Annotated in this window: 21 protein-coding genes; 11 read left to right on the top strand and 10 right to left on the bottom strand. The window is 66.3% G+C overall.

All coding sequences use genetic code 11. From position 1 onward, the window contains the following. The first annotated feature begins 76 nt into the window (after nt 1-76). Both QRN25_RS21725 and QRN25_RS21720 read left to right on the top strand, forming a co-directional pair. Nucleotides 77-1,306 carry a sulfotransferase family protein gene (locus QRN25_RS21725; RefSeq protein ID WP_285021313.1) on the top strand — a complete coding sequence of 410 codons (1,230 nt, stop codon included), beginning with the start codon at nt 77-79 and terminating at the stop codon, nt 1,304-1,306. 2 nt (nt 1,307-1,308) lie between these two features. Beyond that, complete coding sequence (locus QRN25_RS21720) at nt 1,309-1,785, top strand: VOC family protein (RefSeq protein ID WP_285021312.1); 477 nt, start codon at nt 1,309-1,311, stop codon at nt 1,783-1,785. A 237-nt stretch (nt 1,786-2,022) separates the two neighbouring features. On the opposite strand, the gene cofH is transcribed toward QRN25_RS21720, so the two are convergent. From cofH to cofE, 3 genes are read right to left on the bottom strand one after another with little or no spacing between them, the layout of a single operon-like run. Next, nucleotides 2,023-4,341 (bottom strand): 5-amino-6-(D-ribitylamino)uracil--L-tyrosine 4-hydroxyphenyl transferase CofH, encoded by a 2,319-nt coding sequence (cofH, locus tag QRN25_RS21715; RefSeq protein ID WP_285021311.1) that lies wholly within the window; start codon nt 4,339-4,341, stop codon nt 2,023-2,025. A gap of 2 nt (nt 4,342-4,343) precedes the next feature. Further along, nucleotides 4,344-5,309 carry a 2-phospho-L-lactate transferase gene (gene cofD, locus QRN25_RS21710; RefSeq protein WP_285021309.1) on the bottom strand — a complete coding sequence of 322 codons (966 nt, stop codon included), beginning with the start codon at nt 5,307-5,309 and terminating at the stop codon, nt 4,344-4,346. Then, nucleotides 5,306-6,040: a coenzyme F420-0:L-glutamate ligase gene (gene cofE, locus QRN25_RS21705; RefSeq protein ID WP_285021351.1), complete on the bottom strand. Its 735-nt coding sequence runs from the start codon at nt 6,038-6,040 to the stop codon at nt 5,306-5,308. The genes cofD and cofE overlap by 4 nt, the downstream gene beginning before the upstream one ends. 130 nt (nt 6,041-6,170) lie before the next feature. On the opposite strand from cofE, the gene npdG reads away from it, so the two are divergent. The 4 genes from npdG (at nt 6,171) to QRN25_RS21685 (ending at nt 9,332) form a co-directional block, all read left to right on the top strand. Beyond that, nucleotides 6,171-6,821, top strand: coding sequence for an NADPH-dependent F420 reductase (gene npdG, locus QRN25_RS21700; RefSeq protein WP_271181016.1), 651 nt, complete (start codon nt 6,171-6,173; stop codon nt 6,819-6,821). Continuing rightward, the gene (gene cofC, locus QRN25_RS21695) at nt 6,818-7,396 is read left to right on the top strand and encodes a 2-phospho-L-lactate guanylyltransferase (protein ID WP_285021308.1); all 579 of its coding nucleotides are present in this window, start codon (nt 6,818-6,820) and stop codon (nt 7,394-7,396) included. Before npdG ends, cofC begins: the two co-directional genes overlap by 4 nt. Nucleotides 7,397-7,434: 38 nt before the next feature. Beyond that, nucleotides 7,435-8,292 (top strand): SDR family NAD(P)-dependent oxidoreductase, encoded by an 858-nt coding sequence (locus tag QRN25_RS21690; protein ID WP_285021307.1) that lies wholly within the window; start codon nt 7,435-7,437, stop codon nt 8,290-8,292. A 119-nt stretch (nt 8,293-8,411) separates the two neighbouring features. After that, the gene (locus QRN25_RS21685) at nt 8,412-9,332 is read left to right on the top strand and encodes a TIGR03619 family F420-dependent LLM class oxidoreductase (RefSeq protein ID WP_285021306.1); all 921 of its coding nucleotides are present in this window, start codon (nt 8,412-8,414) and stop codon (nt 9,330-9,332) included. A gap of 108 nt (nt 9,333-9,440) precedes the next feature. Here QRN25_RS21685 and thiE read toward each other — a convergent pair whose 3' ends face one another. Next, nucleotides 9,441-10,088: a thiamine phosphate synthase gene (thiE, locus tag QRN25_RS21680; RefSeq protein ID WP_285021304.1), complete on the bottom strand. Its 648-nt coding sequence runs from the start codon at nt 10,086-10,088 to the stop codon at nt 9,441-9,443. A gap of 95 nt (nt 10,089-10,183) precedes the next feature. Between thiE and QRN25_RS21675 the strand changes: the two genes are divergently transcribed. After that, on the top strand, nt 10,184-10,753 hold the full coding sequence (locus tag QRN25_RS21675) for a hypothetical protein (protein ID WP_285021303.1): 570 nt from the start codon (nt 10,184-10,186) through the stop codon (nt 10,751-10,753). 58 nt (nt 10,754-10,811) lie between these two features. On the opposite strand, the gene QRN25_RS21670 is transcribed toward QRN25_RS21675, so the two are convergent. The 6 genes from QRN25_RS21670 to tkt all read right to left on the bottom strand — a co-directional run bounded on the left by QRN25_RS21670 (nt 10,812) and on the right by tkt (nt 17,751). After that, nucleotides 10,812-11,723 carry a fructose bisphosphate aldolase gene (locus tag QRN25_RS21670; protein ID WP_285021301.1) on the bottom strand — a complete coding sequence of 304 codons (912 nt, stop codon included), beginning with the start codon at nt 11,721-11,723 and terminating at the stop codon, nt 10,812-10,814. An 89-nt stretch (nt 11,724-11,812) separates the two neighbouring features. Then, on the bottom strand, nt 11,813-12,895 hold the full coding sequence (locus QRN25_RS21665) for an acyltransferase family protein (protein ID WP_285021299.1): 1,083 nt from the start codon (nt 12,893-12,895) through the stop codon (nt 11,813-11,815). Nucleotides 12,896-13,037: 142 nt separating this feature from the next. Then, nucleotides 13,038-14,237, bottom strand: coding sequence for a phosphoglycerate kinase (locus QRN25_RS21660; protein WP_285021297.1), 1,200 nt, complete (start codon nt 14,235-14,237; stop codon nt 13,038-13,040). Further along, the gene (locus QRN25_RS21655; RefSeq protein ID WP_285021350.1) at nt 14,234-14,665 is read right to left on the bottom strand and encodes an MOSC domain-containing protein; all 432 of its coding nucleotides are present in this window, start codon (nt 14,663-14,665) and stop codon (nt 14,234-14,236) included. Before QRN25_RS21655 ends, QRN25_RS21660 begins: the two co-directional genes overlap by 4 nt. A gap of 61 nt (nt 14,666-14,726) precedes the next feature. After that, nucleotides 14,727-15,734: a type I glyceraldehyde-3-phosphate dehydrogenase gene (gene gap, locus QRN25_RS21650; protein WP_285021296.1), complete on the bottom strand. Its 1,008-nt coding sequence runs from the start codon at nt 15,732-15,734 to the stop codon at nt 14,727-14,729. 28 nt (nt 15,735-15,762) lie between these two features. Then, complete coding sequence (gene tkt / locus QRN25_RS21645; protein ID WP_285021295.1) at nt 15,763-17,751, bottom strand: transketolase; 1,989 nt, start codon at nt 17,749-17,751, stop codon at nt 15,763-15,765. A gap of 232 nt (nt 17,752-17,983) precedes the next feature. Here tkt and QRN25_RS21640 point away from each other — a divergent pair, with 232 nt between their 5' ends. The 4 genes from QRN25_RS21640 to QRN25_RS21625 all read left to right on the top strand — a co-directional run bounded on the left by QRN25_RS21640 (nt 17,984) and on the right by QRN25_RS21625 (nt 19,593). After that, nucleotides 17,984-18,241, top strand: a complete 258-nt coding sequence (locus QRN25_RS21640; RefSeq protein WP_155986153.1) for a hypothetical protein — start codon at nt 17,984-17,986, stop codon at nt 18,239-18,241. Further along, nucleotides 18,241-18,573 (top strand): cell division protein ZapA, encoded by a 333-nt coding sequence (locus tag QRN25_RS21635; RefSeq protein WP_271181026.1) that lies wholly within the window; start codon nt 18,241-18,243, stop codon nt 18,571-18,573. The genes QRN25_RS21640 and QRN25_RS21635 overlap by 1 nt, the downstream gene beginning before the upstream one ends. A gap of 216 nt (nt 18,574-18,789) precedes the next feature. Further along, nucleotides 18,790-19,341, top strand: a complete 552-nt coding sequence (locus QRN25_RS21630; RefSeq protein ID WP_285021294.1) for a 5-formyltetrahydrofolate cyclo-ligase — start codon at nt 18,790-18,792, stop codon at nt 19,339-19,341. 12 nt (nt 19,342-19,353) lie between these two features. Further along, nucleotides 19,354-19,593 (top strand): DUF2842 domain-containing protein, encoded by a 240-nt coding sequence (locus QRN25_RS21625; RefSeq protein WP_036522753.1) that lies wholly within the window; start codon nt 19,354-19,356, stop codon nt 19,591-19,593. The last annotated feature ends 234 nt before the right edge of the window (nt 19,594-19,827 follow it).

Raw genomic sequence — 19,827 nt, 5'->3', positions numbered from 1 at the left:
GAATTCGACAGAAGGTCTGGTTTTGACGGGTCATCCGCGTTGCCACGGCGGGGCATCGACAGGTTATCTCGTGCCCATGAAAGGCCGACCGATCGGCCGCCGGGAAGAGGACAACCACACCATGGCCACCACCGCCACCACCACTGAGCACCATCTGGGCTATGCCCTCGTCGAGCAGGCGATGAAGGAAACCGGGATCGACAGCTTCGACAACGACAGCTGGCGCGAGGGCTTCGACGTCTTCACCCAGTCGTTCAACGAAGGCATCGCCAAGGGCTGGATGAGCGAAGGCGGCATCGCCCGCGCCCGGAACGACACGCTGCATTACCTACGCGGCCGCCTCAAGGTCTCGCAATACCTGCGCGAGAATCCGGAACTGCTGCAGCGCCCTGTAGAGCGCCCGGTCTTCGTCATGGGCGTGCCGCGCACCGGCACCACGCTGATGTCGAATCTCCTTGCCGCAGATCCCTCGCGTCGTTCGCCGCTGACCTGGGAGATCGACGATCCGGTGCCCCCGGTCACCTCGAACGCCCTGCTGACGACCGACCCGCGCGCGACCACCCGGCTCGCGCAGGAGAAGGCCGCGCTCGAAGCCAACCCCGCCATGGGCAAGTATTATCGCGGCTCGGCGGTCTACCCCAACGAATGCGTGTTCTTCATGGCGCACGATTTCAAGACGCTGATGATCGAGTCCAAGGGCAAGCTGCCGCTCTACAAGGACTTCATCTTCTCGTGCGACATGACCAGCGCCTACGAGTACCACAAGAAGTTCCTGCAGGTTCTGCAGCAGCACACCACCGGCGTCTGGAACGTCAAGAAGCCCAGCCACTCGCTGTGGCTGGAGACGATCTTCAAGGTCTATCCCGACGCCCGCGTGATCTGGACCCACCGCGATCCCTTCACCGCGACGGGGTCGCTGTGCTCGGTGATCTCGCTCAGCCATCAGGCGCACATGGGCCGGATCGATGCGGAGTGGCTGGCCGAGGACTACCCCTGGCAGGCGGCCGAGCACGCCAACCGCATCATGGATTTCCGCGACAAGTACGGCGAGGACAAGATCATCGACGTCCACTACGCCGACATCGTCGAGGACCCGGTCGCCGCAACGAAGAAGGTCTACGCGGCGCTGGGCGACGAATGGACCGCCGAGGCCGAGGCCGGAGTCCAGAAGTGGGTGGACGACAACCCGCAGGACAAGTTCGGCCGCCACGAATACAAGCTGGCGCAATACGGGCTGAGCAAGGAGGCGCTGGAGCCGCTGTTCGAGCGCTACCTGTCACGCTACGACGTCGCGCGGGAGGGCTGATCGTGCTGGAGGGGCTGCACTACCAGAACGCCTATGTCTGTGACGACATTGAAGCAGGGATCGACCTGTTCCGAGGGCGCGGGCTGGAAAAGGAACCGACGATCATCCCGGTCGACCAGACCGTGCTGACGCCGTCGGGGCCGAAGCGCCAGAAAAGCCGCATCTGCTTCATCTGGATCGGCGATTTGCAATACGAGCTGATCGAGAGCGAGATCGACGAAGTCGGCATCTTTGCCAACTGCCTGTCGAATGGCGGCCCCTTGCGCTTCCATCACATCTGCTTCCGGGTGCCCGACTGGGCCGAGTTCCGCTCCCGGGTGGACGCGCAGGAATTCCCGATCGCGATGGAGCGCGACTTGTCGGGCGAGCCGGAGGGCGGACTGAAATTCCTGTACCTCGATGCGCGCAAGGTCTTCGGGCACTACATCGAATATACTTGGATGCCCGAGCTGATGTGGCAGCATATCCGGGCGATGTGAGGAACCCGTCCTGCGTAGTCACGCGGGGGATTCGACAAGCTCAGCCTGAGCGGGATCGGAGTTCATGATCGCCTTCACCTCTCTCGTCGTCATTCCCGCGAAGGCGGGAACCCATCTCCTGACGGTGCCTGCTGCATGAACATCAGATGGGTCCCCGCCTTCGCGGGGATGACGAACGATGGTTCGGTCAAACACGATCCCGCTATGAACCCCGCTCACCCTGAGCTTGTCGAAGGGTCAGGCCATCACTCCCACATCTCCATAAAGCGTCGTCCTCTGCCGCAGCTTGCGTCCGACACTCTCCGCCGCCGCGCGCATGTCGGAAACCTCAGCCAGTTGCCCGTGCGAGGCTCCGGCCGCGCGGCTGATGCTCTCGTCCATCAGCACTCCGCCAAGGTCGTTGGCGCCTGCCGCCAGCACCGCCGCCGCCCCGTCCATGCCCAGCTTGACCCATGAGACCTGTATCGAATCGATCGCCCCGTGCAGCGCCAGCCGGGCGACCGCATGCATCATCACCGCCTCACGCCAGGTAGGCCCCTTGCGGCATTGGCCCTTGCGGTAGAACGGCGCCTCCATGTGGACGAGCGGCAGCGGCACGAACTCGGTGATACCGCCGGTGTCGAGTTGCAGCTCGCGCAAGGCCAGCAAATGCCGCGCCCAGTGCAGCGGACTTTCGAGGTGTCCGAACATTATCGTCGAAGTCGTCGGCAGCCCCACCCTATGCGCCGAACCGACCACATCGAGCCATTCGGCGGTCGTCAGCTTGTCCGGGCAGATCTTCTCGCGAATATCGTCGCACAGGATTTCCGCCGCCGTACCGGGGAGCGAACCCAGCCCCGCATCGCGCAGCATGGACAGGTAATCCGAGACCGGCATCCCCAGTGTCCGCGCGCCCTGGCTCACCTCCAGCGGCGAGAAGGCATGGACGTGTAGGTCCGGGCACGCATCTTTCACCGCGCGCAGGATCGAGAGGTAGGTCTCGCCGGTGTAGCGCGGGTGGATGCCGCCCTGCAGGCACACTTCGGTCGCCCCGCGCGCCACCGCCTCACGGGCGCGGCCGGCGATCTCCTCGAGGTCGAGGTCGTAGGGCTTGTCACGATAGCCCGCCTTGCTGCTGGTCTTCGAAAAGGCGCAGAACGAACAGGCATGCGTGCAGATGTTAGTGTAGTTGATGTTGCGGTTGACGACGTACGTGACGACGTCGCCGCGCACCTCGGCCCGCAAGGCGTCCGCCGCCTCCACCACCGCCTGCGCAGCACTGCCCCGAGCCGCGAACAGCGCGGCGATCTCTTCCTCGCCGAGCGCAAAGCCGCCTGCCGCGCGATCGAGTATCCGGTGCAGCCGCGCCGCCACCGGGCCGTCGTGCCGCATGCCAAGCGGCGCGTGCACCGTCCCCGGCGCGCGGTCCGTAATGCCGGGACTCCAGCGGCTGTCGCGCCCCAGCCCCTCGGCGTCGGCCAGGCGCAGCACCGCCGGGCGGATCGCCGGGTCGAGCCAGCCCTCCGCCTCGACGAAGCGCGGATAGATCGTCAACCGCTCTACCAGCGGCAGGCCGGCCCGGGCGCAGACCGCCTCAAGCCGCGCGATTTCGGGCCAGGGCGCCTCGGGGTTCACGTGATCGAGCGTCACCGGGGAGATGCCCCCCCAGTCGTCGATGCCTGCGTCGATCAGTTCGGCAAGACGATCATCATTGAGGTTGGGCGGTGCCTGCACCGAGACTTCGTCCAGCAGCACGATCCGCGCGGCGGCGATGGTGCGCAGGAAATCCGCTTCGCTCGCCTCGATGGCGCCGGACATCTTCGTGCCGGGCTTCGGGCAGAAATTCTGGACGATGACTTCCTGCAGGTGCCCATGCGCTTCGTGCAGGTCACGCAGAGCGATCAGCGCCTCAATCCGCTCGCGCGGGGTCTCGCCGATGCCGATGAGGACGCCGCTCGTGGTCGGCACCCGCGCCCGCCCTGCCGCCGCCAGCGACGCGAGACGAACCGCGGGGACCTTGTCCGGCGATCCATGATGGCACATGCCCTTGTCGAGCAGGCGCTCGGACGTACTCTCCAGCATCAGCCCGACCGATGCCGCGACCGGGCGCAGCATCCGCCAGTCGGCCTCCTCCAGAACCCCGGCATTGATATGCGGAAGCAGGCCCGTCTCTTCCAGAACCCGCTGCGCACAGTGGCGCACGTAGTCGACGGTGCGCGTGAAGCCGCGCTCCTCCAGCCACTCGCGCGCGGCTGCATAACGCCGCTCAGGCGCGTCGCCGAGCGTGAACAGCGCTTCCTTGCAGCCCGCCGCGAGCCCGGCCCGCGCGATCTCCAGCACCTCTTCCTCGGTCAGATAAGGGGCATGCAGCCGGGAGGGCGTCGTCGCGAAGGTGCAGTAGTGGCATACGTCGGCGCAGAGCCGGGTCAGCGGGATGAAGACCTTGCGCGAATAGGTCATCCGTGCCGGTGTCAGCGCTCCGAAGCGGGTGTCGCGCCGCATCCGTGCCTCGGCGAGAACATCGTCCAGCGGCGCGGTGAGGAGACGGGTTATCAGTGCTTCGTCGTCGCGTGCCATGGTCATCCTGTTTCGATACCGGCTGCGATCAGTGCTTCGCGCGCAAGCCTCTCCCGGTCACCGGCGTGGCACATGACTGTTGGGCAAACGGTGACCGAAAGGCCCCTCTCCCGCAAGCCCCCCGCATCGGCGGCATCGGCCTCGTCGATCACCAGATGGTCGAGAAGATCGCCCCGGTGATTGGAGTAGTGATCGGCGATCGAGACGTTGGAAACGGGCCTGCCCAGTTCTCCCAACAACTTGCCGAGCGGTCCCTTGATCGACGCGCCGCCGACCAGCGGCGATACCGCCACCACAGGAACTCGCCGTCGCACTAGTGCCTCGCGCACACCTTCGAGACTGAGGATCGGATCGACGCTGAGGTACGGATTCGAGGGGCAAATGACGATGGCGGCAAGGTCGTCGCGGGCCAGTGCCTCGGCGAATGCGGGCGATGGCGCAGCACCGGGAACGCCGTCGAACCGCACCCCGGTGGCCACCGGCCGGCACTGCTCGGCGACGAAATAGCGCTGGAAGTCCAGCCACCCCTGCGCGGTGCCGACCTGGGTGCGCACGGGGGCATCGCTCATGGGAACTATCGCGTGCGCGATACCGAGTTCGCGCGTCAGCCGCGTGGTCACCTGCGACAAGGTAGCGCCCGCGCGCAACCGCCAGGACCGGGCGATGTGCATCCCCATGTCGCGATCGCCGAGGTTGAACCAGTCCGCCTCGCCCAGCGCGCGCAGCATGGCCATGGCCTGCCATGTCTCGTCCTTCACGCCCCAGCCGCGCACCGTGTCGTTGAGCCCCGCGAGTGCGTAAGTTACCGAATCGATGTCCGGGCAGATCGTCAGGCCAAGGTGCTCGAAGTCGTCCCCGGTATTGACCACGATGGTGAGGTCTTCCGGCGCGAGCACTGCCGCCAGGCCCGCCGCCAGCTTAGCCCCGCCGACACCGCCACTGAGAGCGAGTACGTGCTTGCCCGTCATCGAAACATGTCCTGTTCCACTGGACGCAGGCCGCTCACCGCGCCCGGTCCGTCATCCTCGCAGGTCCAGCGGCCTGCGCCCCGCACAATGGCGACCGGCGTGCCTTCGTCCCCCTCGCCCATGGCCAACGTCGCCATAGCTGCGATCGAGTCCGCCACCGCAATCACCGTCGCCTGCAGCATGCGGCCGTAGAGATCGACGCCGCGCCCTCGGCGGTCCTCCAGCACGGCAAGCCCTGCGCAGCCGATCGCGGTGCCCACCGTGCCGATGCGCCATGCGCGGCCCATGGAGTCGGCGATCACCACCGCCACCCGCACGCCGCTGGCCTCGGCCAGTTCCGCGCGCAGGCGCCGCGCAGACGCATCGGGCTCGCACGGCCAGAGCAGCACCGTGCCCGCATCTCCGCCGGAGACATTGCTGGCGTCGATCCCGGCATTGGCAAGCACATGGCCGGTGCGATGCCGGGCGATGATCGCGGCGGGGTGCGGGCGCATGATCTCGGCGCTCTCGTCCAGGATCGCCTGCGCCATGGCAGGATCGCGCCCGGTCCGCTCCGCTAGAGCCCGCGCCTCCTCTCCCGGCGTCAGCGCCGCAAGGTCGATTGAACGCCCTTCGATCTTGGAGACGATCTTCTGCGCAACCACGCAGATATCGCCATCGCGTAAGCCGTCACCCTGGGCCACGAGCGCGGTGCAAATCGCTTGCGCAATAGACTGCCCCGCGGCGAACATGGGCAATCCGGCAAGCGGTCGTACTGTAAGTTCTCGAAGAGCGTTCATCCTGTTCTCCCGAACGACACCTTAGGTCCGCCCCCGACAACGACAATCCAAGGGCGCGAAACTTCGCGGGAGAGATACAAGCATGGCAAGCATCGCAGTCATCGGCGGCACGGGAGCCCTCGGCAAAGGTATTGCGCGCAGGCTCGTCGCGGCCGGTCACGCGGTGACGATCGGCTCCCGCTCCGCCGAAAAAGCGCAAGCAACCGCCGAGGAGCTGGGTGCGGCGGGCCATGCCGCCAACGCCGATGCGGCGGAAGGCAAAGACGTGGTGATCGTGACGGTGCCGCACGGCTCACAGGGCGATACCCTTGCGCAGATCCGCGACCGGATAGGAGATGCGGTGGTCGTGGATACGACCGTTCCGCTCGTTCCGCCCAAGGTCATGCGCGTGCAGCTTCCCGTCGAGGGCAGCGCCGCCGCGCAGGCCCGGGCGCATCTTGGCCCCGAGGCACGGCTGGTGACGGCGTTCCACAACGTCTCGGCGCATCACCTCGATTCCGACCATGCGATCGACTGCGACGTGCTGGTCTTTTCCGACGACGTCGCCGCGCGCCAGACGGTGGTGGACTTGTGCCCCGGCATGGGCCTGCGCGGCCTTTCGGGCGGAGCGCTCGCCAACTCGGCGGCGGCGGAAGCGCTGACCTCGATCCTCATCTACATGAACAAGACCTACAAGGCCGACGGCGCGGGTATCCGCTTCACCAATCTGGCCGAAGCGCCCGCGATCCCATGACCGTCTGGGCGCTCATCCCGGTCAAGGCACGAGGACGCGGCAAGACCCGCCTCGCCCCCGCGCTGCCCCCTCATGAGCGTGACAGGCTGGTCGAAGCGATGCTGTCGCGCGTGATCGAGGCGGCAGCGGGCGCGGTGGACCGTACGATCCTGCTGGGACCACCACGCGGCGCGTTGCCCTTCATCTTCGACGATGGTGACGGACTCAACGCGGCGCTGGAAAACGCGCTGGCAATCCTGTCGCGAGGTGCTCCGCCCGATCGACTGATCGTCGTCGCGGGAGACCTGCCGCGCCTTGATGCACAGGACCTGCGCCAGCTTGCCGCCCTGCCCGCCTGCACCCTCGGCATCGCCACCGATCGCCACGGCACCGGCACCAATGCGCTCTCGCTACCCTTGCCCAAAGCGGCAGACTTTCGCTTCCAGTACGGCACCGGCAGTGCCGAACTTCACCGCGCGGCTGCGGAAACGCTCGGTCTGAACGCCGTGACGATCACCACGCCGGGTCTCGCAAAAGATATAGACGAGCCCGCCGACCTGGCCGATGCTGAACACCTGTTCACTTTGGCGAACTGACCAGAGGCCGCACACGGCCCCGTAAAGCGGAGAGGCGAGTGCAGGCAAGCGACATCGACCTGACCGGGCAAGTGGCCTTCGTGACTGGCGGCGGCGGCGGCATCGGCCGCTCCATCGCGCTGTGCATGGCGGACATCGGCGCCGACGTGGCAATCATAGAGGCGATCCCGGAACGCTGCGCACAAGTCACCGCGATGATCGAGGCGCGTGGCCGCAAGGCGCTGTGCATCCCCGGCAACGTCATGGACGTCGAGGCCCTGCAAGGCGCGATCGCGCGCACGGCGGACACTTTCGGACGGCTCGACGTGCTGGTGAACAACGCGGGCGGCGTGACCCGGCGCGGATTCCTCGACCTCACCGAGAAGAACTGGCGGCGGCACATCGACCTCAACCTGGTCAGCAATCTCGCCGCGACACAGGCGGCAGTGCCGGTGATGATCGCCGGCGGGCGCGGCGGCGCGATCGTCAACGTCACCAGTATCGAGGCGAGCCGGGCTGCGCCGGGCTATGCCATCTATGCCGCGTGCAAGGCAGGGATCAACAACCTCACCCGCACTCTCGCGCTCGAATTCGCCGAGCACGGCATCCGCGTGAACACCATCGCGCCCGACTACACGGTGACGCCCGGCACGCGCGGCCAGTTCACCGGCCCGGTGGACGAGGCGGCGTGGTTCCAGCCCAGCCCCGCGCAAGTCGAAAGCGCCCGCAAGCGCATTCCTGCGGGCCGCCCCGGGATCGACGAGGAATGCGGGCGGGTCGCAGTGTTCCTCGCCTCGCCGATGGCCAGCTACGTCACCGGCACCGTGATCCCGGTGGACGGGGGCTCGTGGGCCTCGGGCGGATGGGTGCGCGACCGCAACGAGGTCTGGATTCTGCCGCCTGAAGTCACTGGATAAGCCATGCCCACCTCCCTCGTCATTGCGAGCCCAGCGAAGCAATTCAGCGATACGCAAATCGCCCTGGATTGCTTCGCTGCGCTCGCAATGACGAACCCGGTTCATGAAACGAGAGAGCGATGACTTTCACCCTCAGCACCAGCATGCCCTTCGACCACATCGACAAGCCGCAGGAATGGAGCACCATGGAAGCGCTGCACCAGATCGCGAAGGCGGTGGAGGCTGCGGGTTTCTACGCCGGGACGGTGACGGATCATCCGGTGCCCTCTTCGCGCTGGCTCGACAATGGCGGGCATTATGCGCAGGACCCCTTCGTCATGCTTTCGATGCTGGGCGCCGCCACGACCACGCTGCGGCTGCAGACCAACATCCTGGTCCTGCCCTATCGCAACCCGTTCATCACCGCGCGCGCCGTATCGAGCCTAGACCATTTCACCGGCGGGCGCGTGATCCTCGGCCTGGGCGCGGGGTATATGAAGGCGGAGTACAAGGCACTCGGCGTCGATTTCGACAGTCGCAACGACATCATGGACGAATACATGAAGGCGATGAAGCTGGCCTGGACTGGCGAGGACTTCACATTCGAGGGCAACGGCTTCACCGCGCTCGGCAACCGCGTGCTGCCGACCCCGGCGCAAACCCCGCACCCGCCGCTGCTGGTCGGCGGCAACTCGAAGCGCGCCCTTCGCCGCGCAGTGGAGCTGGGCGATGCTTGGCACCCGTTCTTCGTCCCCAAGGCGATCACCGATACCGCCCGCACCGCCAATCTCGAAGGCGACGAGGACATCCTGGAAGCCATCGCCTACATGGCGGCGCATTGCGAGAAAGTCGGGCGCGAGACTCCGCCCAAGGTCATCGCATCCTCGACTTATTCGGTGAAAGCGGGCTGGAGCGCGCAGGAGGCGCTGGACCATTTCGCCAACCTCAAGTCGCTCGGCGTCGATGGTTCCGGCGCGACGATCTACACCGAGACCCGCGCGGAATATCTCGAACAGGCGCAGAAGTTCGGGGAAGAGGTGATCGCGAAGATCGATTTCTGACGCTCTGGCCGCACCAAGGCCCACCCCGCTGCGACTAGCTTCGCCTAAGGCTCAGCAAGTCTCGCTCCCCTCCCGCTTGCGGGAGGGGTTGGGGGTGGGCTAGGCCCCTCAGCCCTGCACCGCCGCCAGTGCTTCGTGAAACGCGCGGACCGCCGCTTCCTCGTCGCCGTTCCAGACTGCGCCCGAAACCGCAAGAAAGTCCGCGCCCGCCCGCACGAGGTCACCGCAGTTCTCCGAGGTAATCCCACCGATGGCGACGCACGGAATCTCGAAGATCGACTGCCACCATTCCAACACGTCGAGACCAGCGATATGCTTGGTCACCTTCGTCGTGGTGGGGAAGAACGCACCGAACGCCACGTAGTCGGCGCCGTTCTCGCCCGCTTCCATGGCGAGGTGACGGCTGGCGTTGCAGGTCACGCCGATCTGCGCATCGCGGCCGAGCGCCTGACGTGCCTCCTCGACGCTGCCGTCCTCCTGCCCGAGATGCACGCCGTCCGCGCCGAGGCGCTTGGCAAGGCCGATCGAATCGTTGACGATGAACGCCACGTCGCGATCCCCGCAAATCTTCTGCAGCGGCTCGGCCAGACGCGCAGCCTCGTGCTGGTCCACGTCCTTGACGCGGAACTGGAAGGCCGCGACTTCGCCTGCGTCCAGAGCGCGGGCCAGACGGTCGGGGAAAGCCCCGCCGACGTCGAGCGGCGAGATCAGATAGAGCTGCGTGGGTGCGCGCGGAATGTCGGCTTCGTCTTTCATGCGGGTGCTCTAGCCGCGCCGCGGCTCAACGCCAAGCGTTCCGAACACGCGGCGTTCGGGAACCGTTCAGGCGCCCGGGTGTTGCATCGCGCGCCATGAGGATACCGATAGCGCTCGCCCTGACCGGAGCCGCCCTTGCCGGCTGCACCGTCATACCCCCGGCCGATCCGGCCCGGATGCAACCATATCCAACGGCCTATCCGCAGGCGAGCGCTCCTCCGCCTCCCGCAGCGCCGTCGCCGTCAGCCCCTCCGGCCGCGAGCTATCCCGGCCCGGCAGTTACGCCGCCCTATACTCCCGCCCAGAGCTATCCCCCGCCGTCGGAACTGCCGGTCGCGACTCCCGAGCCCTCGCTGACTTACGCCGCGCTCGGCCAGACGGTAACCGTAGGCGGCCCGCGCATCACCCCGCTTGCGGTGCTGGAGGACAGCCGCTGCCCGATGAACGCCCGCTGCGTCTGGGGCGGGCAGGTCCGCCTGCGCGTACGCATCGACAGCGGGCGCGGCGGCGAAGTCGAGGTGACCTCGGGCAAGCCGGTGACGGTCGCCGACGGCACGCTCGAACTGGTCGAGGTCCAGCCGGACAAGGTCGCGGGCGGTGACAACCACGGCACCGTCGCGCAGTCGGCCTATCGCTTCGGCTTCCGCTTCATGGGCGGCTACTGAGCCCACGAAAAAGGCGGCGCCCTTCGAGCGCCGCCTCTTCCTGTCCGGTCCCGAAGGATCAGGCTGCCGCGGCAGCCTCGGCCTTCTGGGTCGAACCGAGGTAGATCGCGTCGATCGCCTCGCCCAGTGCCGCATCGAATTCCGCGTCGCTCATCTGCGAGCGCAGGTCCGAGAGCAGCGCGCGGCTGAAGCTGGCGATGATGCCCTTGTTCTTCGCCAGTTCGACGCAGGCTTCGGGACGCGCATAGCCGCCCGACAGCGCCACGACGCGCAGCACCTTGGGGTGATCGATCAGCGGATCGAACGTGCCCGGCACGATCGGCAGCGAGAGCTTGAGCATGACCTGCTGGCCCTCGGGCAGTTCGTCAAGGTTCTTGAGGATCTCGGCGAGCAGGATCGCATCGCACTCGGCGCGGGTCTCGCTCTTGATGTTCACCTCGGGCTCGATGATCGGCATCATGCCATGCGAGAGCACCTGCGCACCGATCTCGAACTGCTGCTTGACCACGGCGGCGATGCCTTCGGCATTGGCCGAGTTGATGACCGAGCGCTCCTTGGTGCCGTAGACGCCCAGCGCCTTCGAGCGCGCAAGCAGCTCGTCCAGCGTCGGCATCGGCTTCATCAGCTGGACGCCGTTCGCCTCGTCCTCAAGGCCCTTGTCGATCTTGATGAAGGGGACCACGCCCTTGGCGATCAGCGCCTGCGGGGTGGGCACGCCATCGACGGTGCCGTCCATGGTGCGTTCGAACAGGATCGCGCCGATGACCTTCTCCCCCGAGAACACCGACGACGAAATGATGCGCGCGCGCATCTCGTGGATGAGACCGAACATCTCCTCCTCGGTCGACCAGGCATCCTCCTCGATACCGTAGCCCTTGAGAGCCTTGGGCGTCGAACCGCCGCTCTGGTCGAGTGCGGCGATAAAGCCGTCACCGTCGGCCATCTTGGCCGTCATTTCCGAATACTGCATGGTTTCTCCTCCTGAGTTGTTCGGCAACTTGAATTAAAGCCTACGCTGCGCTCCCTCTCTTCGCAACTGCGGCATCTGTCATTAGGGGGTCAATTCGCCGCCACGCGGGGCGGAATGTGACGCGCCCTCGCGTGCAGCATGACGTTCAGGCGCCGGCGCAGCGGAATGTCCACGAAGCGCACGCAAAGCCAGCCGAGCCCGACGCAGGCGGCAAGGTAGACCGCGCCCATCAGCACTTCGTTCCAGCCGAGATCGTCTTTGAAGTAGCGCAGCGGCTCCATCAGCGCCCAGTGCACGGCGTAGACCGCGTAGGATACCTCGCCGAGGAACCACGCCACGGGCATCAGCACGCGCGAAGGTTCGCCGCGCGAGCCCAGCCACACTAGCAGTGGCGAGACAAGCAAGGCGCAGGTCACGTCGTACCAGCCTTTGGGAATGAACGCCGGATCGGCGACCAGCATCGCGAGAATGGCGATGAGGCAGAAAACGCCGAGCCAGCTGGGATGACGAACCTCTTTCACCGGAAGCCCGGCGATCAGCACGCCCGCCGTGAACGACATAGTCGTGCGCAGCATCGTCGTGCCCATCTGGCTCCACAACGGACCGAGATTGCCGCCCTCGCGTGCCAGCACTGCGGGCACGAAGAAGCACGCGGCGGCGATCGCCACGGCAAGCTGGCCGATGCGCGGCAGGCGGAACAGCACCAGCGCGAGGCCGAGGCTGGCGACGAGTTCGAAGAACAGCGACCACGCGGGCACGTTCATCGGGAACAGCGTGTTGGTGAAGGGCGACGGCAGCATCAGCAGGTTGGGCGGCAGCGACTTGGCGATCTTGGCGTAGCTGTAAACGTCGCCCTTGCCCGTCCAGTGGTTCGAGATCGCGGAGAGCGTGGTAATGACGATCCCCGCCAGGAACAGCGGATAGAGCCGCACCACGCGCTGCTTCATGAACTGCCAGGTCGTCAGCCCGCTGCGCCAGCGCGGCAGGTAGGTGCGGCACAGCACGAAGCCCGACAGCGCGAAGAAGAAATCCACCGCGACATAGCCGTGCGGGGCCTGCGAGATGTTGTAATGGAAGAGCGCCACGGCAAGCGCCGCGATGCCGCGCATGCCGTCGAGCGTGACGTACCGGCCCTGCCAGGGCGGTGCGGGAGCAAGGTTTCGATCCGTCATTCCCCTGCGAGCCCCAAAGTCATCCCTTACGATCAATATGTCCGTCATCCCCGCGAAGGCGGGGACCCATCTGATGCCCGTGCAATAGATCAGGTCAGGAGATGGGTTCCCGCCTTCGCGGGGATGACGGAGTTGTTTTGCGTCAGGCTTCCAGCGCCGCGACGCCGGGCAGCACCTTGCCTTCCATCCACTCGAGGAAGGCACCGCCCGCCGTCGAGATGTACGAGAAGTCCTGCGCCACGCCCGCATGGTTGAGCGCCGCCACGGTATCGCCGCCGCCCGCCACCGAGACCAGCGAGCCGTCCGCCGTCAGCGCGGCGGCGGTCTTCGCCAGCGCCACGGTGGCGGCGTCGAACGGCTCCATCTCGAACGCGCCGAGCGGGCCGTTCCACACCAGCGTGCGGCAGTTCTTGAGCACGTCGCCCAGCGTTTCCGCCGCGTTCGGACCGGCATCGAGGATCATCTCGTCGGCCGCGACTTCGTGGACGTTGCAGATGCGCAGCGACGGCGGGTTGGCCGCGAATTCCTTCGACACGACGACGTCGTACGGCAGGTGGACGGTGCAGCCCGAGGCATCCGCCGTGGCAAGGATTTCGTTCGCGGTATCGGTCAGGTCATGCTCGCAAAGCGACTTGCCCACGTCCACGCCCTTGGCGGCGAGGAAGGTGTTGGCCATGCCGCCGCCGATGATGAGGTGATCGACTTGGCGGACGAGGTGCTTGAGCACGTCGAGCTTGGACGAAACCTTGGCGCCGCCGACGACCGCCGCGACCGGCTTCTCGGGCGTGCCGAGGGCCTTTTCGAGCGCCTCCAGTTCAGCCTGCATCGAGCGACCGGCGTAAGCGGGCAGCACCTTGGCCAGCCCCTCGGTGGTGGCATGGGCGCGGTGCGCGGCGGAGAAGGCGTCGTTCACGTAGAAGTCGGCGTTCGCGGCGATCGCGGCGGCGAGTTCGGGGTCGTTCTTTTCCTCGCCCTTCCAGAAGCGGGTGTTCTCGAGAATGGCGATGTCACCGGCGCGCAGGATGCCGACGGCCTGCTTCACGATGTCGCCCGCGATCTCGGGCACGAACATCACTTCCTTGCCCAGCGTCTTCTCGACCGCGCCGACCACCATCGAAAGCGACTGGCTCGGCACGCGCTCGCCCTTGGGGCGGCCGAAGTGGGCGAGGAGGAGGACCTTGGCGCCCTTCTCGGCGAGTTCCAGAACCGTGGGGGCGGCGGCGCGGATGCGGGTGTCGTCGGTGACGGCGCCGTCCTGCATCGGCAGGTTGAGGTCCACGCGCACCAGCGCGACCTTGCCGGTCACATCACCAAGGTCATCAAGGGTCTTGAATGCCGTCATCTCTCGATCCTTATCTCGTCGCCCAGGGCGATATCGCCGTCGTCAAGCACCGTGCCCAGCACACCGCCCCGCCAGTCCGGCAGGAGCGCGCCCTTGAGGCCCTGTGCCACTTCCTCCATGCGGCTGCACGGATCGCATTCCATCGTGACTGCTATGCGCAGGGTATTGCCGATCGCCAGGACATAGCCGGTCTCCCTCGGGAAACGCAGTCCTTCGACCAGCAGGTTCGCCCGCCGCGCATGCCATGGCGGCTCTTCGAAACCGAACAGGCCGCCGCAGATTTCAAGTTCGCCCAGTGCCGCCCGCCAGCTTTCGATCTCCATCAGGGAGACCTGCCGGCGCGGCCGCTTGCCCGGACGCACCGCGCCGCGAAAGTCCCCATGGACTCCCGCGGCGGCAGTTACGGTGACGGACCGCAGTTCCTCCATCGGCGCGCGAGGGCGTTGCCTTCGCGCGATACCGATAAGGCGGCCCGTCCCCATCAAGGTCTCAGAGCAGGCCGCCCATCACGCCGGCCGTGTCGACCATGCGGTTGGAGAAGCCCCACTCGTTGTCGTACCACGAAAGAACGCGCACCAGCTTGCCTTCGAGAACCGAGGTTTCGAGGCTGTCGATGGTGGACGAGTGCGAATCGTGGTTGAAGTCGATCAAGACCAGCGGCTCCTCGGTGTAGCCGAGCACGCCCTTGAGTTCGCCTTCCGCAGCGGCCTTGAGCAGTGCGTTGACTTCCTCGGTGGTGGTGTCGCGGCTCGGCACGAAGGTCAGGTCGACGACCGAGACGTTCGGGGTCGGCACGCGGATCGACGAACCGTCGAGCTTGCCCTTGAGGTCCGGCAGAACGAGGCCGACGGCAACGGCGGCGCCGGTGCTGGTCGGGATCATGTTCATCGCGGCGGCGCGGGCGCGGCGCGGGTCGGAGTGGATCTGGTCGAGGATCTTCTGGTCGTTGGTGTACGAGTGGATCGTGGTCATCAGACCGCGCTCGATACCGATCTTCTCGTGCAGAACCTTGGCGAAGGGCGCCAGGCAGTTGGTGGTGCACGATGCGTTCGACACGACGGTGTGCTCGGCGGTGAGCGCGTCATGGTTCACGCCGTAGACGACGGTGAGGTCGACGTTCTTGGCAGGCGCCGAGATCAGCACGCGCTTGGCGCCCGCTTCGATGTGCTTCGAGGCCGAGGCCTTGTCGGTGAAGAAGCCGGTGCATTCCAGCGCGATGTCGACGCCGTTGGCGGCGTGCGGCAGGTTCGCGGGATCGCGCTCGGCGGTCACCTTGATGCGCTTGCCGTTGATGATGAGGTCGTCGCCGTCGACTTCCACGGTGCCCGCAAACGCGCCGTGGACGCTGTCGCGCTTGAAGAGGAGGGCATTGGCCTTGGCGCTGGCGAGGTCGTTGATCGACACCAGCTCGAGGTCATGGTCGGTACGCTCGAGAATGGCGCGGGCGACATTGCGCCCGATACGTCCGAAACCGTTGATCGCAACCTTGGTCGCCATAATCCTAATCTCCTCTTAGGTGGTATTCTTAGCTGCTGAGCTTTTCCAGAACCTGCGGCACGATCGCATCGACGGTGAAGCCGAAGCGCTCGAACAGGACCTTGGCCGGAGCCGAGGCGCCGAAGCGGTCGAGGCCGATGTTGAGGCCGCCATTGCGGCTGAATGCGGTGAAACGCTCCCAGCCGTGCGTCACGCCCGCCTCGATCGAGACACGCAGGATCGACGGGTCATTCGGCAGGACTTCGTGCTTGTACGCCGCGTCCTGCGCCTCAAACAGTTCCATGCACGGCATCGAGACGACGTCCGCGCCGATGCCCTGGGCCTGCAGTGCGCCCTGCACCTTTACGGCGAGTTCGACTTCCGAGCCGGTGGCGATCAGGATCACCTTGCGGTCACCCTCGGCGCGGCGCAGCGTGTAGGCGCCGCGGGCAGAGAGCATTTCGCCCGAAGTGCGAAGCTGCGGCAGGTTCTGGCGGGTCAGCGCGAGGACCGAAGGCGTCTCGGCGCTTTCCAGTGCGATCTGCCAGCACTCGGCGGTCTCGATCACGTCGGCCGGGCGGAACACGTAGAGGTTCGGGATCAGGCGCAAGCTCATGACCGTCTCTACCGGCTGGTGAGTCGGGCCATCTTCGCCAAGGCCGATCGAATCGTGGGTCAGCACGTAGATCACGCGGGTCTGCTGCAGCGCCGACATGCGGATCGCGTTGCGCGCATAGTCCGAGAAGATCAGGAAGGTGCCGCCGTAGGGGATCACGCCGCCATGCAGCGCCATGCCGTTCATCGCCGCCGACATGCCAAATTCGCGGATGCCGTAGTAGACGTAGCGACCGGCGTAGTCCTTGGCCGAGAACGCCGACTGGCACTTCGCCTTGGTGTTGTTCGAACCGGTGAGGTCGGCGGAGCCCCCGACCATCTCGGGCACCAGCGGCGCGAGGACGTTGAGCACGTTCTCCGACGCCTTGCGGGTCGCGACGGTGGTTTCGCTCTCCAGCCAGCCGGCGAAAGTCTTCGCGGCTTCGTCGCCCGAGGGCAGTTCGCCGTTCATGCGGCGGGTCAGTTCCGCGCCCTTGTCCGAAGCGGCAAGGCGGGCGTCCCACTCGGCGCGCAGCTTCGCGCCCTTTTCGCCCAGCGAGCGCCAGTCGGCGAGGATCTCGGCCGGGATCTCGAAGGGAGCATGCGCCCAGCCGATGTTCTCGCGGGTCGCGGCGATCTCGGCGTCGCCCAGCGGCGAACCGTGAACGTCGTGGCCGCCTTCTTTATTCGGCGAACCCTTGCCGATCAGCGTGCGGCAGGCGACGAGCGTGGGCTTGTCCGAAGCGGCAGCCTGGCCCAGCGCGCGCTCGATGTCGGCGAAGTCATGGCCGTCGCACTCGAACACGTCCCAGCCCGAAGCGCGGTAGCGCGCGGGGATGTCTTCCGAGGTCGAGAGCGAGGCGTCGCCGTCGATGGTGATCTTGTTGTCGTCCCACAGCACCTTGAGGCGGCCCAGCTTGAGCGTGCCGGCCAGACCGATCGCCTCGTGGTTGACGCCTTCCATGAGGCAGCCGTCACCGGCGATGACCCAGGTGTTGTGATCGACGAGGTCGTCGCCGAAGGTCGCGGCGAGGTGACGCTCGGCCATCGCCATGCCGACCGCCATCGCCACGCCCTGACCCAGCGGCCCGGTGGTGCATTCGATGCCTTCGATCAGGAAGTTCTCGGGGTGACCGGCGCAGACCGAACCGAGCTGGCGGAAGTTCTTGATATCCTCCAGCGTCGGGCTGGCGTAGCCGGTCAGGTGCAGCAGCGAATAGATCAGCATCGAGCCATGGCCCGCCGACAGCACGAAGCGGTCGCGGTCGGCCCACTTGGGAGCCGAGGGGTCGAACTTGAGGAACTTGGCGAAGAGCACCGTGGCGACGTCGGCCATGCCCATCGGCATGCCGGGGTGGCCGCTGTTCGCCGCCTGAACCGCGTCCATCGAAAGCGCCCGGATGGCGTTGGCCATCGGCGCAAGACGGTCGGAAGCGAGGGTCATGGGATTACTCCGGGTACGCGCAAAAATGCGGGACGATTCGAATTTCGCGACCCCCTTTAGGCAGAGGTCGCCTCCCGTCAAGTTCACCGCCCGATTTCACCCTCTTCACGCGCAGATCGGATATTGTCCTGCAGCCCATCGTATCTTCCGCACTATTCAAGCGCAGACAAGTGACAAGATTGTGAACAACCCGCGCCAACTGCTTGCCCGGCCGCCACAACCGGCGCAGCGCTTGGCCATGGAAAACCCGCTCAAGGGCCGGGCGATCGGCGCGGCCACCGAGGAAAGCGCATCCACGCGCTCCATCTCCCTGCTTGCGCTCGACCGCATCGAGGCCGCATTAACGCGGATAGAGAACGCGGCCCCCACCTGCATTGCCAAGGGCGCGGACTTGCGCCGTCGCCACGAGGACCTCAAGGCGAGCATCAGCCAGTCGCTGTCGGGGCTCGACGCACTTCTCGCCCAGCGCGTGCAGGCGGAGGACGCCTGATGGGCAACGTCACTCTCGGGATCGGCGGGCGCGAATTCATGCTCGCCTGCGCGGACGGAGAGGAAGCGCATATCCTGCGCCTCGCCCGGCTGATCGATTCGAAGGCCACGGCATCGGGCGCGGTCGGGCAGACCGAGACGCGGATGCTCCTCTTCGCCGCACTGATGATGGCGGACGAATTGCACGAACTGCGCTCTCGTCCCGAACCGCAGGCGGTCCTGCCGATCGAGGTTCCAGCGATTCCGGCACAATTCGCGGAAAGACTGGCGCGCATCGCCTCGCGTGTCGAAAATCTTGCCGACCTTCTTGAGACTGAAGCAGCAAACGCCTAGATAGGGCCTGACGGGATCTGCCCGGCACGTGCCGTTCGAACATCCCTGAGGCTATAAGCAATCCATTGGGGGCTGTCCCTGCCCGGATCCTGGTCCGGAACACATGGTCCCCACCTGACGTCGAGGCGTCAGAGGATTTCTAGGAAACGACCCATGGTGGACCCGTCACCCCCCATACATTCTCAGGCCCTTCTTCTCGCGGATGAGAAGGCTGCCTTGCGCAAGCGCTTCCGGCAGGCGCGGGCCGAGCATGTCGAGGCCCTGCCGCAGGGGCTGCGCGCGCTGATTCTCAACCGGCCGCCTGCGCCGATCCTCGCGCTCATCCCTGAAGATGCGACCGCCGGGCTCTATCATCCGGCAGGTTCCGAAGCGCCGTCGCTGGGCTGGGCGCGCTGGCTGTCGGAGAACGGCCGCCGGATCGCCCTGCCCTTTTTCCCGGCGCGTGAAGCCGCCATGGAGTTTCGCGTCTGGGACAACCCGTGGGACGACCAAAGCCTCGAAACGGGACCGTGGCGGTCCCTCCAGCCGCCGGCCGAGAGCGAAAGCGCGGTGCCGAATGTCGTGATCGTGCCGCTGGTGGCGTTCACTGCCGAAGGGCATCGCCTCGGCCAGGGCGGCGGACATTACGACCGCTGGCTGGCGGCCCATCCGCAGGCCACCGCGATCGGGCTTGCATGGGACTGCCAGTTGGCCGAGGAACTGCCCGTCGAAGCCCACGACCGGCCGCTCGCCGCCGTGGTCACGCCGACGCGGATATACAGCATATAAAGAGGACCTGACATGCGCGAGACACCGACTTGGCGAATCCCCTTCGGGGTGCTCCTGCTGGTCGTCGCGCTGGGGCTCTATGCCATGCTCATCGCCAGCTACGTGCCCGCGCTGATCGGCGGGTGGAATGCCCTTGCCCAGACGCCGGTGTACATCGTGCTGGGCGTGGTGTGGCTGCTGCCGCTCAAGCGTTTCCTGATCTGGATGGAAACAGGACGCTGGAGCGCTCCGGTTACGACCAAAGCCAACTGATCCCGCCGCCGTCATTGCGAGCGTAGCGAAGCAATCCAGAGCCGCGCAAACCGCCCTGGATTGCTTCGCTACGCTCGCAATGACGAAGGGTGGGAACGGCCGGCGTATATCCAGAAACGAAAAAGGCCGAGCGTGAGCCCGGCCTCTTAATTCGATCGCTGCTGGAACCACTTCATAAGAAGTGGCGCGAGTGACGGGGCTCGAACCCGCGACCTCCGGCGTGACAGGCCGGCA

This window comes from Novosphingobium sp. fls2-241-R2A-195 (genome assembly GCF_030209485.1).
Taxonomy (GTDB): Bacteria; Pseudomonadota; Alphaproteobacteria; order Sphingomonadales; family Sphingomonadaceae; genus Novosphingobium; species Novosphingobium resinovorum.
This window is presented reverse-complemented; position numbering and strand designations above follow the sequence as displayed.